General features: G+C 72.4%; 13 protein-coding genes. 1 reads left to right on the top strand and 12 read right to left on the bottom strand.

What is annotated here, in order from left to right:
* The 10 genes from ccmI to MKK54_RS03570 form a co-directional block, all read right to left on the bottom strand.
* Positions 1-1068: c-type cytochrome biogenesis protein CcmI (ccmI, locus tag MKK54_RS03615; protein WP_244009201.1), on the bottom strand; the 1068-nt coding region annotated here is incomplete at its 3' end.
* Between the two features lie 154 nt (positions 1069-1222).
* Positions 1223-2641, bottom strand: coding sequence for a sensor histidine kinase (locus tag MKK54_RS03610; RefSeq protein WP_244009200.1), 1419 nt, complete (start codon positions 2639-2641; stop codon positions 1223-1225).
* Between the two features lie 72 nt (positions 2642-2713).
* A complete protein-coding gene (locus tag MKK54_RS03605) occupies positions 2714-3238 on the bottom strand; it encodes a hypothetical protein (protein ID WP_244009198.1) in 525 nt (174 codons plus the stop codon).
* A gap of 54 nt (positions 3239-3292) precedes the next feature.
* Entirely contained in the window at positions 3293-3580 is a 288-nt protein-coding gene (locus MKK54_RS03600) for a hypothetical protein (RefSeq protein ID WP_244009197.1), read from the bottom strand.
* Positions 3581-3747: 167 nt separating this feature from the next.
* Entirely contained in the window at positions 3748-4425 is a 678-nt protein-coding gene (locus tag MKK54_RS03595) for a response regulator transcription factor (RefSeq protein WP_055946034.1), read from the bottom strand.
* A 115-nt stretch (positions 4426-4540) separates the two neighbouring features.
* On the bottom strand, positions 4541-4909 hold the full coding sequence (locus MKK54_RS03590) for a PepSY domain-containing protein (protein ID WP_244009196.1): 369 nt from the start codon (positions 4907-4909) through the stop codon (positions 4541-4543).
* A 76-nt stretch (positions 4910-4985) separates the two neighbouring features.
* Complete coding sequence (locus MKK54_RS03585; protein ID WP_244009194.1) at positions 4986-5198, bottom strand: hypothetical protein; 213 nt, start codon at positions 5196-5198, stop codon at positions 4986-4988.
* Between the two features lie 39 nt (positions 5199-5237).
* Positions 5238-5585 carry a hypothetical protein gene (locus MKK54_RS03580; RefSeq protein WP_244009193.1) on the bottom strand — a complete coding sequence of 116 codons (348 nt, stop codon included), beginning with the start codon at positions 5583-5585 and terminating at the stop codon, positions 5238-5240.
* A 77-nt stretch (positions 5586-5662) separates the two neighbouring features.
* Positions 5663-6187, bottom strand: a complete 525-nt coding sequence (locus tag MKK54_RS03575) for a hypothetical protein (RefSeq protein WP_244009192.1) — start codon at positions 6185-6187, stop codon at positions 5663-5665.
* A 46-nt stretch (positions 6188-6233) separates the two neighbouring features.
* On the bottom strand, positions 6234-6899 hold the full coding sequence (locus MKK54_RS03570) for a lysozyme (RefSeq protein WP_244009191.1): 666 nt from the start codon (positions 6897-6899) through the stop codon (positions 6234-6236).
* Between the two features lie 92 nt (positions 6900-6991).
* Between MKK54_RS03570 and MKK54_RS03565 the strand changes: the two genes are divergently transcribed.
* Complete coding sequence (locus MKK54_RS03565) at positions 6992-7207, top strand: hypothetical protein (RefSeq protein ID WP_244009190.1); 216 nt, start codon at positions 6992-6994, stop codon at positions 7205-7207.
* Positions 7208-7211: 4 nt separating this feature from the next.
* Here the strand turns inward: MKK54_RS03565 and MKK54_RS03560 are convergent, their stop codons facing one another.
* Both MKK54_RS03560 and MKK54_RS03555 read right to left on the bottom strand, forming a co-directional pair.
* Positions 7212-9083, bottom strand: coding sequence for a DUF2793 domain-containing protein (locus MKK54_RS03560; RefSeq protein ID WP_244009189.1), 1872 nt, complete (start codon positions 9081-9083; stop codon positions 7212-7214).
* A gap of 60 nt (positions 9084-9143) precedes the next feature.
* On the bottom strand, positions 9144-13025 hold the full coding sequence (locus MKK54_RS03555; protein WP_244009188.1) for a glycoside hydrolase/phage tail family protein: 3882 nt from the start codon (positions 13023-13025) through the stop codon (positions 9144-9146).
* Positions 13026-13050 lie beyond the last annotated feature (25 nt).

The following is a 13050-nucleotide window of genomic DNA, read 5'->3' as shown; positions in this document are numbered from 1 at the left end:
GCGCGCCCGTTCCAGGGCGGCATTCGCCTTGTCGCGCTCCTTGAGCACGCCGTAGGAACGCACGAGGCGCAGCCAGTCCTCCAGGGTGCCGCCCCGGTCGGCGAGGCGCCTGTCGAGGCTGTCGACCATCGCCCGGATGGCACCGTCTCGGCTCGCCGGCGGCAGGGCCTGAAGGGCGGCCGCGCGTCCCGCCTTGGGCGCCTGCACCTGACCCGGGGCCTCGCCCTTCAGGCGCGTCAGGTTCTCCTTCACCAGGGAAAGCCAGGGGGCGTCGGCCGGCGCCGCGTCGGCCATGGCCTGGAGGCGCCGGATCGCTTCGGGAACGTCGCCCTCGAGTTCGGCCGCCCGCGCCAGGTAGAATTGCGGCTTGGCTGCCTGCCCGTCGAGGTCGACCGCGCGCTGGAAGATCGCCTTGGCCTGGGGGGGAATCGCTCCGTTGGCGCCAGCGACCAGGGCCTCGCCCCAGTCGGAGAGGCGCTGCGGCGTCTCGCCGAGGATGCGGGTGGCGGCCTCGTAGGCGTGGGCCGCGTCGTCGAACCGGCCCATCCGCATGTAGACGGGGGCGAGCACCGACCAGCCGCGTCCGTCCTTCGGATCGGCGGCGAGGCGCGCCTCGATCTGTCCGATGGCCTTGAGGAGATCCTGGTCTCCGCTCTGCACCGCCTGGCGCTCGGCCGCGCTCTGGGCCGGCATGTGCGGCGAGCCGTAGAGGCCGTAGGCGATGAGGGCGACGAGGGGGATGGTCGAGAGCGCGAAGGCGGAGGCCGCCCGGCGCTGGCGCAGGGCCGGCTCGGCGATGCCGGGCACCGCGGGCACTCCGGCCCGGTGGGCGCGCAGGAGCCGGCGCGCCGCCTCGGTGCGGGCGGCCTCCGCCTCGGGGGCGGCGATGAGGCCGCGCGCCTCGTCGCGCTCGATCTCGCGCAACTGGTCCTCGTAGAAGCCGGTCTCGGTGGTGAGGCCGCCGGCCTCTGGGCCTGCCGCGGGATTCGCCCGGCGCGACATCGGCCAGAGCAGGGCGATCACCGCCGCGCCGGTCATGAACGCCAGTATGAACCAGAGTGCCGTCATCATGCCCCAGATGCTGCCCCGCTTGCATGTAGACGCGGGCTCACGCCGACACGATGCGGGCCTCGGGTGACACGGTGTCACGCGCAGCCAAATCGGAGAGGGACACAACCTTAACCGATACACTTCCGGGAGCAAACGGCCCGTACCGGCGGCCTCAATGCGGCGCGACGCCCGCCGGCGCATCGCCCGGCACCTCGATCACCGCCCGCAAGCCGCCGAGCGCCGCCGCCTCCAGGCGGAAGCGCCCGCGATAGAGGGCGGCGAGGTCCGCCACGATCGAGAGGCCGAGGCCCGAGCCCGGCTTGGTCTCGTCGAGGCGCCGCCCGCGTCCGAGCACCGCCGCCCGGTCCTCCGGCGCGAGGCCGGGCCCGTCATCCTCGATCGCCACCAGAAGGTGTGGATAGTCGTCCTTGCCCACCGCCTCGGCCCGGATCGCGACCCGGCCGTGAGCCCATTTCGAGGCGTTGTCGACGAGGTTGCCGATCATCTCCTCGAAATCCTGGCGTTCCCCCCGGAAGCGCAGGCCCGCCGGCACGTGGACCTCGTAGGCGATGTCCTTGTCGCGGTAGATCTTGCCGAAGGTGCGCACCAGCCCGGCGAGCGCCGGCTCGACCTCCGTCGAGGTGCCGAGCGTTCCGGCCAGCGCCGCTGCGCGGGCCCGGTCGAGATGGTAGTTCACCTGGTCGCGCATCACGGCCGCCTGCTCGCGGATCTTGGCGGAAAGGTCCCCGGGGGCGTCGGCGGCGCCGACCTCGTTGACGATGATCGAGAGCGGCGTCTTCAAGGCATGCGCGAGGTTGCCGACCTGGGTGCGCGCCCGCTCCAGGATCTCGCGGTTGGTCTCGATGAGCAGGTTCACCTCCCCGGCGAGGGGGGCGATGTCGCGCGGATACTCGCCCGTAATCCGGTCCGATTCGCCGCGCCGGATGGCGCCGAGGGCGGTGCGGAGCTTGGCCAGCGGCGCAAGGCCGAAGCGGATCTGCAGCAGGGTGGTGAGGGCCAGCGACAGGCCGAGGAGGCCGAAGGTCACCATCAGCGAGAACCGGAACCGGTCGACGTCGTTCTCGATCTCGTCGGCGGGGCCGGCCACCCGCACGGTGTAGCGGCCCTCCTCGCCGAGATCGACGTCGCGCTCGATGATGCGCAGGCGGCGCTCGTCCTGCGCCCGGCCGTAGCCCTGGCGGATCTGCCCGATGCCGGCCTTGTTGTCGGGGGTGCCGGCCGCCTTCAGGGGCACGCCCACCAGCGAGCGCGAGGTGCGCAGGTCGCGGGGCTTCGCGTCCGGCCGGCCGATCTGCCAGTACCAGCCCGACAGCGGCAGGTCGAAGCGCGGATCGCTCAGGGTGAAGGAGCGGCTCTCGGGATCGTTGGGCGAGACGAGGTCCGTGGCGAGGTTGTTGGCGTAGACGAGGAGCCGGCTGTCGAAGGCGCGCTCGGTGTTCTCGCGGTACAGGGTCGTGAGGATCCAGGCGGCGATGAGCAGGATCGCGGAACTCGCCAGCAGCGCGGAGGTGGCCAGACGCACCGCGATGGAGCGCCGTCGCATGGGAAGCCAGGCCCGGAAGGGAATCATCTGCCTGTCGGGTCCATGCACCATGAAGGATCGCCCGGACGCGCGGCGCTCGATGGACTAATCGATCCGGCCTTAAACGGGCGCCAGTCCAGAGCCACCGAACATCCGAGCGATGCCGGCGGGAACACCATAGGGACTGCGGACGGCTTCGAGGGCCGCGTCTTCGACTGTGAAGGCGTCCGCATGCATCAAGAGGAGCGCGACCAGGCCTTCACCAAAAGCGGAACGGCATTCGGCGGCGAGCTTCGGGTCGACACATGCGAGGTGATCGATCGCCTCACCGAGAGGATTCTCGATCATTTCCGGCGCGCCGTCGTTCTGCGCCACGAGCTTCAGGAAGGCTTCGATGCTCGCCTTGCCGATCTTTGAATCGGTCAGCGCGGCGGTCTGATTGATGAGCGCCGCCTTCAAATACGGAGAGACGCGATCATCGCTCAGGGCACGCTCCGTCAGGTCGAAGCAACGATTCAAATCATCTGTCGCTCGGGCCAGCGCCTGTCCTTTACGACGTGCATGGGTGGTCGCGTGAACCAGCTCCCGCCCAGCCAGCAGGCTGACCGCCAAGATCGCGATCACGACAAAGAATGCGCCCTGCATGCCGGTCACCATGGCTTTGGATGTATGTCACCTCTCCGAGATTGACAATTGGTGTCATGCATCCGGGGGAACGACGGGTTTCGCTTTCCGGATGATCGGCAGGCCTCGTCGTCGCGCCGTCAGTTCCAGGTCCGCCATTCGGTTTCGGACTTCGATGTGGGCGACAGCATAATTGCGAACGAGCCAGATCACGCAGAAACCGCATCCCGCGAGCACGCTCCAGATCGGAGGGGCGCCGGCTGCCAGCGCGCCGAACGTTCCGATCATCGCGACAGAGAAAACCAAGCCATCCGGCCCATACTTCTCCAGGCCCTTCATGGCCTGGACAACGGCCTTGTCCATGCAATGGTCTCGTAATGGGCGGCATCCGCAGCAAGATGGCCCGGGGATGCATGGTTACGACTTCCGCGCATCCCATTCGATGCGCGATGCCTGATTTCGAAGCTAAAATGACCGCTCGGTGAAATCAACTTACGGATGCGCGACGCGCTTCGAGGCCCTGCGCCCGTTCACACGCGCGGGGCCGGCTGGTTCGGGTCGACGAGGTAGCCGAGGCCGCGCACGGTCTGGATCAGGTCCACCGCGAGCTTCTTGCGCAGGCGGCCGACGAAGACCTCGATGGTGTTCGAGTCCCGGTCGAAATCCTGGTCGTAGAGGTGCTCGGTGAGCTCGGCCCGCGAGACCACGCGGCCGGTATGGTGCATCAGGTAGGAGAGCAGGCGGTACTCGTGGCTCGTCAGCTTCACGGGGTTGCCGTCCACGAAGACGCGGCCGGAGCGGGTGTCGAGCACCACCGGCCCGCAGGCGATCTGGCTGGTGGCGTGGCCGGCGGCGCGGCGCAGCAGGGCGCGCACGCGGGCCATCAGCTCCTCCATGTGGAAGGGCTTGGTGACGTAGTCGTCGGCGCCGGCATCGAAGCCGTCGACCTTGTCCGACCAGCGGTCGCGCGCCGTGAGGATGATGACGGGCGTCTTGATGCCGGCCCGGCGCCATTTCTGGAGCACGCTGACGCCGTCGGTCTTCGGCAGGCCCATGTCGAGGATGATCGCGTCGTAGGGCTCGTTCTCGCCGAGATAGCCGCCCTCCTCGCCATCGAAGGCCTTGTCGGCCACGTAGCCGGCCTCCTCCAGCGCATTCACCACCTGCCGGTTGATGTCCCGGTCATCCTCGACGACGAGCAAACGCACGGTCCCGCACTCCTGTGATGATGGCCTGGAACGGCGTCCCCGACGTAATCCCGCACGGTAGCCGCCTCTCGCGCCCTGCGAAACAAGGCTTGGCCGAACTTAATCTCGGCCGGTCTTACGGCCCGCTGACCTGCCCGGTGGTGGCGTCGATCATGACATGGACGAACTGGCCGTCGCGGCGCAGGGCCGTCAGGAGATAGACCAGCGTCTCGTCGTTCCGGCACAGGCGCGCCCGCTGGATCTCCGCCCTCGGGATCACCTGGCGCGCGGCGCGAATCGCCGCCACGGGGGCGATCACCCGCTTGTCGGCCACCGCCTCGCGCATGTCCGCGGCGCTGAGGCAGGTCTCGCCGCGCGGCATCGCGGCGAGCGGGGCCGTGACGGCGCCGGTCGCGGGCGTCTCCTCCGCGAACGTATCGATCGAACCCGTCGCGAATCCCGCGATGGTCAGTCCGATCAACAACAGGGCGAGAAGGATACGCATGGCGGAAAGATCTAAGGGCCGGGCCGTGAATGCGCCCTGAATGCGGAGCCAAGCGCAACCTCGGCCATTCGGTTCCTCATCGGGGCGCGGGGCCGCTCCCCTGCGCGGCGATGCGGGCCAGGGTCGCCTCCAGCATCGTGCCGATGAGGGCCTGGTCGTCGATGTGATCGAGGGCGGCCTTGCGCAGGGCCACGGTCGAGCGGTCGAAGCACCGGCGGGCGGCGCGGAGGCGAAGGGCCGCGCTCCGGTGCCGCGACGCCCGGCCGGGGAACAGGGGGATGCGGTTCATAGCGGAAATCCTCTCGGCAGGGTCCTCCCGGCGGAATCCTCACGCGCGCGGGCGCGGCTCGGCGAGCCGGCGCAGGATGTCGTCGAACTTCTCGCGGGCGCGCGCATCGCTGCGCTCGACGCCGCAGGCGATCTCGGCCGCGACCCGCGACAGGTCCTCGAGCACCCGCGTCCGGCTCTCCAGAGCCGCCGCGACCGCGGCGTTGGTCTGCGAGGCCCGCTCCAGGGCCGTCGCGGTCGCTCCGGTGTCGCTGAGCCGGGCCTCCTGCAAGCGCGTGGTTTCCCGGTGCAGGTGGAAGCACGCGAGCCCGAGGAGGACGGCCACGGTCCAGCCGGCGCCTTCCTGGGAGACGAGGAGACGCGCGGCCTCCAGCGCGATCTTTTCCAAGGTTCGCCCTCCTCCGAGATCCCGAGGCCTCTCGAGGTTCCGCCCCGCGAGAGACCCAGCCGCCCGAGGCCCTGCCCTCAGGGCCGTGCGGGCGCCCGCTGGTTTCGCGTCGCCTGCAACGCGGGCGCGAGGGTGTTGGCTTCCGTCGCCGCCTCTTCGAGGGGAAGGCTGCGGAACACCTTCTCGCCGACGCCCTCCCGCCCGCCCGCCGCGCGCACGAGCCAGCCGGGCGCCTGATCGAGGGCCCGCTGCACCGCGCTGGCGATCACCCGCGAGCCCACCGGGACGCTCAGGGTTTGGCCGCGCACCGCCCCCGCCACCGCGTTGATGGCGTAGTCGCCGACGTTCCGCACCAAGCGCTCGACGAGCGTGGTGGTGACGAGCACGCGCAAAGGGCCGGTGAGGCGTGCCAGCGCCGTCAGCGCGGCTGTCGCGGCCAGGGGCACCAGCACGCTGCCGAGGCCCTGGACCACGCCCGCGACGGCGTCGCCCCAGGGCAGGGTGATCGCGTCGGCCTGCGCCGCGCAAGCGCCGGTCAGGCCGAAGAGGACGAGGGCACCCGCGAGGGCGGATCGCGCGAAAGGACGAGACGGACGGATCATGGTGGGCTCCACGGTTGAGCGATTCGCGATCGGGATCGGCGGTGGGTCATGTGTCTCGTGAGGCGCGGCCGCGCAGGCCGGCCCACAGGCGGGCCCAGGCGCCGGGCCGGCGCGCGCCCGTCCCCGGCTCCACCGGCCGAGGGGGCAGGGCGGAGGGCATGATCTGCGGCAGCGAACGCGGGCGCGGCGCCGGCCGGCGCGGTGCCGGGAGCGGCGTCCGCGCGGGCCGGGGATCGGAGATCGCGGCCGCGTCCCCACGCCGCGCCCGCGGCAGGGCCTCGGAATAGGGCGTCCGGAACTGGTCGTACTCGGCCTCCCGGCGCGGGATCAGCGCGGTGGGACGGTTCCAAAGCAGGATCGCCTCGGCGGCCCCGGCACGGTCCCCCGCCTTCAGGCAGCGCGCCACCGTCGAGCGCTCGAAAGCGGAGAGGCCGATGTTGAAGCAGAGCGACACCAGGGCGTCGAAGGCGTGGTCCGGCAGGTCGTCGGGCGCGACCGCCGCGACGCCGCGCACGTAGCGGGCGAGGTCCCGGCGGAACAGGTCGTCGCAGGCGGCCTCCGTGAGCCGGAGTCCGGGCGTGACCAGGGGTGGCCCGGCGGCCGAGGTATGTCCGATGCCGATGGTCCAGATGCCGACGCTGTCCCGGTAGGCGGTCAGGCGGCGGCCCTCGCGTGCGGTCAGCACGGCGCGGCCGATGGCGCTCATGTCCATGTCATGTCTCCGGGTTATTGCATGTGTTCGGAACGTTGATCGTCGCCGGGATTTGAGCGAACATTCCGCCGTTGCGCGGTCAGGAGGCGGATATGCTGCGAAAGCTCATCTCGGCTGCTCTGAGGCGAGACGTTTCGGAAGAAAGTCCCGCTGCGGACGACGACGAAGCTCAAGGGTCGTCTCCGCCGGCCCTGGCGTTTGCGCCCATGGTGCCGCTGCGCCCGCCGCAACCGCAGAACGACAATCCGCTGCACGCCTTCTGCGAGGCCGTCGAGGCGGATCTGCGCGCGGCGGGATACCTGCGCTGAGGGCTCAGGGCGCCCGCGTTTCGAGGGCCCGCAGACGGGCATCGAATCCGCGCGCGAGGAACAGCAGCAGCTCGTCGGTGCGGAAGCCGTAGCGGTCCCCGGCCGGTGAGCCCGGCGTCGCGGGTTGAGCGGGAATCGCGGGCCGCGTCTCCATCCCGTCCTCGCCGTACTCGGCGGCGCGCCCCTCGATCGCGGGCGTGGGTTCGGTCGCCGCCCACGCGTCGCGGCAGACGATGCCGAGGGCGAACGGATCGAGGCCGTGCGCGGCCAGGACCGCGACCGCGCGCTGCACCGTCAGGCCCACATGGAACCGCGCGCCCTCGCCCTTGCGCGCCACGGCGTCGAGGAAGCGGAACGTGCCGATCTCCCCCGCCAGCGCCGTGGCGGCGGCGATCTGCGCATCCGTCAGGGGTTCCACGGCCGTCTTCTCGCGGGCATCCGACGTGTTGATGCTGCCCGTGGCCGCGTAGACCACCGAGGCGCGCAGGGTCGCGGTGCCGAAGCTGAAGGCGTTGTCCGAGGCGTGCGCGACCGTGCCCCCGAAGGAGGCCGGCCCGCTGGTCGCGACCGTGCGGAACGATCCGGTGCCGGGCGTCAGCGTGCCGCCGCTGGCGATGATCGCCCCGGTGCCGAGCTTCACCGACCCGTCGTCGCCGTTGGCGACCGCGATCAGGAGCCAGTTGCTGGGCGCGTTGAAGGCCTTGGTCCAGTAGGTGATGACGAACTGATAATCGGCGTTGTTCGAGCCCGGCACGTGCACGGCCCAGAGCGCCTCGTGCCCGTTGAGGACGATCCCCGTCGCGTCGGCGGAACGGGCCGATCCGTCCCAGACCTGGGCGGCCGGAATCGGGGTGACCGGCTGGCCGATGCCGAGATGCCCGTCCGAGAACGTGGTGCGCGCGAGCGGGATGCAGAGGAAGCGGGCCGTCCACCGCAGCCGCCCGCTCGGGCCGCCCCAGGTCACGGTCCCGCCGCCCGTCATCAGGGCCTGCGCCTTGTCGTAGTCGCTCGCGGCCCCCGACAGGGTGCCGAGCCCGGTATCGAGCCGCGTGCGCGGCGCCATCGTGCCGAGGCCGAGATTGCCGGCCGCATCCACGCGCAGGCGCTCCGCGCCGCCGGTGGCGACGGCCCAGAGGTCGGCGCCGGGCGAGAACGTGCCGGTATCGGCGTCGCCCCCCGCCGCGAGGGCGGGCGCCCCGGCGCTGCCCGCCGCCACGGCCAATGCCCCCGTGCTCCGGTTGACGCGCAGGGCCTCGCGGAACGCGGCCCCGTCGGGCGAGACCTTCAGGGTCAGGTCGTCGTCGCCGGTCAGGCCGAGTTCCGCCCGGCCCGAGAACCCGCTCTGGAACAGCAGGGACAGGACGTTGCCGGCCGCCTGCTTGTTCAGGGTGTAGCGCAGGTCGCCTGTGCCGCCCTCGGGCGTCGTCAGGGCGGTCCAGAGGGCCTTGTTCAGCTTGGCGGCGAAGGGGTTGGCGGCATCCGCCGCCGTGCCGATCCCGAGGCGCACGAGATTCTGGAGCGCGGTGAAGGTGGTCCGGAATCCGACCCAGCCCGTGCCCGAATAGGCGTAGAGTTCGCCCTCGTCGATGAGCCAGGCGAGCCAGCCGGGCCTCGGCGCGAAGCCGAGCCAGTGCCCGTCCTGATAGCGGGCGATCTGGCCGGACAGGCCCGTCCAGGCTCCGGTCGGGTTGGGGCTCAGCACGAGGTAGCGGTCCCCCTCGGCCGGGTCGGCGGGCGGGCTCGCGCGGTCCTTGTCGAGGCAGGCGAGCTGGACCAGGGTGTCGAGGTCGGCGAGCGCCTCGTTGTGGGTGACGTGCTTCTGCGCCTGCGAGGCCGCGATCAGCGGCAGCGCGAGGTTGGGTGTGGTCTCGGACATCGACCGGCTCCGGGCAGGATCGGGGGAAATGAGACGGGGGCCGGCGAGGTCGTCGTCGGCTCAGGGCGTTCGGACCGGGACGCGGGTCCGGGTCGCCGGACCCCGGCCCGCGAGGGCGCCGACCTGCGCGACGCCGAAGTCGAGGCGCTCCTGCGGTCCGCCGAAATCGGCGGTCTCGTCGCCCTTCGCGTAGAGCAGATTCGGGCCCTCCGCCGTCAGGACCCGCAGGCGGGTGCCGTCGGCGGAGAACACCTCGACCACGTAGGATTCGGCCTCCTCCAGGGGGATCTCGGCGAGGTCCCAGGAATCGCCGTCGCGCCGCGCCCGGCGTATCCAGGTGAGGCGCACGCCCTCCGGTTCGCGCCGCGCCCGCAGGTGTACGGGGCGCAAGGGGCGGAAGGCTTCGAGCCCGGCCCGGGCCGTGAGCGCGACGAAGGCCGGATCGGCCGGGTCGCGCTCGGCCGGGCCGACCCGGTAGCGAAAGGCGCGGCCCGCCTCGTCGAGGCGCTCGACCAGGGGAACCACCGCCGCGTCGAGGCGCACGATCAGGCTGCCGGCCGGTGCCGCCCGCTCGGCCTGGGCCTCGCCGCCGGCGAGGCCGCGCAGCAACCGGGTGAGGCGGAAGGTCTCCGGCCCGATCAGCGTGATTCCGGCGGCGGAGAACAGCTCGATCGCCCCGTCCGCCCCGCGCAGGGCGAAGAGGTTGCCGCCGGCCAGGGCGGCGCGCTCGTCGATCGCCCCGAGCGCCCCGGCCTGGCGCAGGCGCACGTCGAGCCGGGCGTTCCGGTCGAAGCGCCAGAGCGGGCCGGGCGGCAGCGCCGTCAGGGTCTCGCCGAGGCAGGCCGGATGGTCGACGAAGCCGGTGGGGCTCAGCGGCGCCGCCTCGCCCTCCGCGCGCCAGACCGCCACCGCGCCGGGCCAGGGATCGGCGGTGACCGCCAGCACCTGGAGCGGGGTCGGCGTGCCGCGATCGGCCGGCAGGTCGAGGGCGACGGCGAAGGGCGGACCCGCGAGGGTCGGCGGGGCCCGGCGCGGGCGCGCCTCCGCCCGGTCGGTGGGGCGCGGAGCCCGGCCGTGGAGCGGCACGCCGCGGGTCTCCAGGTCCCGCCCCTGCGGGCTGTCGGCGATCCGCATAATGCGGTGGGGCAGGCGCTCGCCCGGCAGGGCGAGGAGATCCCCCGGCGCGAGGTCGATCCGGCGCGGGCTCAGGCGAAACCGGGCCGTGTCGCGGGCCGCGAGGGCGGCGTCGAGGGCCGCCTCCGCCAGGGCCTCGGCGCAGTCGCGCCGCGTGACGATGGCGGCCTCCATCCGGGTCTCGCGCCGGCGCGCGCCGGTGGGGCGGATCGCGGCGGCGCCCGCCCGGCGATACTCGGCGCTCTGCCCATCGGTGAAGCCGATCTCGATCGAGCGGGGCAGTTCCGCCTCCTCCGCCCGGACGCGGGTCAGCGGCGCGTCCTCGGGCCGGACCAGGGCGAGGTCGTCGGCCTCGATGACGCGCGGGACCTCGCGGCGCGGCCCCTGGACGCTCAGAGTTCCGGCCAGCGCCGAGACGTCGAGGCCGTAGAGCTGCGCCAGGGGTTCGAGGGCGGCGCGGGCCGACATCGGGCGGTCGATGACGTAGCCGTCGAGGAAGGCGTCGGCGGTGATCGCGGCGGGCACCCCGATCCCGAGATCGGACAGGATCGCGGCGATGAGCCGGTCGAGTTCCAATCCCTCGATCCGGCCCGTGATCCAGTGTCCGACCGGCCAGTTGCCCGCGTCCGACCAGACGGTGTCGAAGTCCGGAAAGGCCGGGTAGGGACGGGCGTCCCAAGCCCAGACGAAGATCGCATCCGCCGGCACCATGGTCCCGCCGTAGAGCGGGGAGACCGGATTGTGGTCGGCCTCGAAGCCGGGCAGGCCGGGATCGAACCGCGCCAGGATCGCGGCGAGGCCGCGCGCCTGGATCAGGTCGTCGCGGGTGCCGCGCGAGTGCGGCGGTGCCGCGTCCTCCGAGGATTTCGGGTCGGGGAAGACGTTGGGACCGTTGGTGCCCTTGTCCACCGCCGGCACGCCGATCTCGGTGAGCCAGATCGGCTTTCCGCGCGGCACCCAGGCGGTGGCGCGGGTCTCGACGCCGCCCTCGCGCTCGACATGGGGGTTCGACCACCACGCCACGAGGTCCTTCGCCCGATGGATCCAGGGCTTGGCGTAGGCGCCGTCGCCGATCGGCGTGCGGATCTGCGCCGCCCGGTCGGACGCGTCGCGGTAGTACCAGTCGAAGGCCTCGCCGGCACCGACCCGGCCCTTGAGGTAGGCGCGGTCGTAGATGTCGTCGGCGAGCGCGAGGTCGGCGTGGTCCGCGCCGTCGCGCCAGTCGGTCAGGGGCGGGTAGTAGTCGATCCCCACGGCGTCGATGGCGGGGTCGGCGAAGAGCGCGTCGAGGGGAAAGCGGATCGTGGCCCCGCCGTCGCGGACATCGGCGCCGTACTCGGTCCAGTCGGCGGCGTAGACCAGCGCGACGCCCGGGCCGAGGCGCCCACGCACGTCGTTCGCCAACGCCCGAAGGCGCGCCACGGCGGGGTACGATCCGAAGCCCCCCCGGACCCGGGTGAGACCCACGAATTCGCTGCCGACGATGAAGCCCGCGAGGTCCACGCCCTCGGCCGCCCAGGTCGCGGCGAGATCCGCGTAGTGCAGGACGAAGGCGCGATACCCCTCGAAGAACGCGGCGACCTGCGCTTCCGCCGCCTCCGTGCCGTCCGGGCTGCCGGGCCGGCCGGGCGCCGGGTGGCAGGTGATGCGCCCGCGCCAGGGATAGGGCGGCTGGTGCGCGGCGCCGCGCGGGTCCGCCAGGGCGTTGCCGACGGGCACGTCCATCATCACGAAGGGGTAGAGCACCACACCGAGGCCGCGACGGCGCAACTCGGCCACCAGCCGGCCGAGGCCTGCATCCGAGGGGGTGCCGCCATAGGCCGGCCCGCCGCCCGGCGCCGTCGAGACGGTGCCGGCCGCGCTCCGCCCGAATCCGGCCACGGACCAGGCGTCGCCCGTGGTGATCTTCGTGGCATTGTCGACCTTGGGGGCGATCGTGCATTGGCCGGCGCGCAGGTCGTCGCCGAACCAGCTCGCCACCACGGAGATGCGGGTGAGACGCGGGCACAGGGCCTGGAGCGCGTCCAGCGAGGCGACGACGTCGGTGTTCGCCTGAAGCTGAAAGCGGTTGGCCGGGCGGGTGGTGCCGTAGCCGGCATCCTCCGTCACGCGCAGCGGGTCGAGGCCGAACTCCGTGGAGCCGGGGATGAGGCAGACGGCGCGGATCATCGCCGCGAGGCCCGCCACCGGGCGGATCACCTCGAAGGCGAATTGCGGGATGCGGTTGCCGAACGCGTCCAGCGCCAGGCGCTCGAACACCACGTAGGCGAGGCCGCGATAGGCGGGCGCGTTCTCCTCGCCTTCCTTGGCGACGATCAGCGGGTCGGGCGCCTGGTCCGTGCCGCCCCGGTGCAGGCGCAGCGCGAGAGTGGTCAGGTCGATCTCAAGCCCGTCCGCCCAGACTCGCCGGATGCCCGCGATCTCGCCCTCGCACAGGCCGATGGCGAGGTCTGCGAAGTAGGCGTAGGCGGTGCGCACGGTCTTGCCCCCGCCGCCGCCCTTGGCGCCCGCCGCCCGCTCGACGCTGGTGCTCGCGACCTCCAGGGGCCGCGTCGCCCAGATCAGCGTGCCGCCGATCCGCGCGCGGCCGTAGACGCGGGGGATCGGGTCGCCCTCCGTGGAACTCAAGCCCGCCACGTCGGACAGGCGCGGACCCTCGACCCGGCGCGTGCCCCCGCCGCCGAAGATCGCGCTGTCGATGCCCGACCCTGCCGCCGCTCCGACCGCGCTGCCGATGATCCCGCCGATCGGTCCGCCGAGCGCCGTACCGACCGCCGCTCCGGCGGTTTGCAGGATCAGCGTGGCCATGGCGGGCTCCGGGAAATGGGATGGT

Source organism: Methylobacterium sp. J-068 (assembly GCF_022829445.1).
In the GTDB taxonomy this organism is placed as follows: domain Bacteria; phylum Pseudomonadota; class Alphaproteobacteria; order Rhizobiales; family Beijerinckiaceae; genus Methylobacterium.
This window is presented reverse-complemented; position numbering and strand designations above follow the sequence as displayed.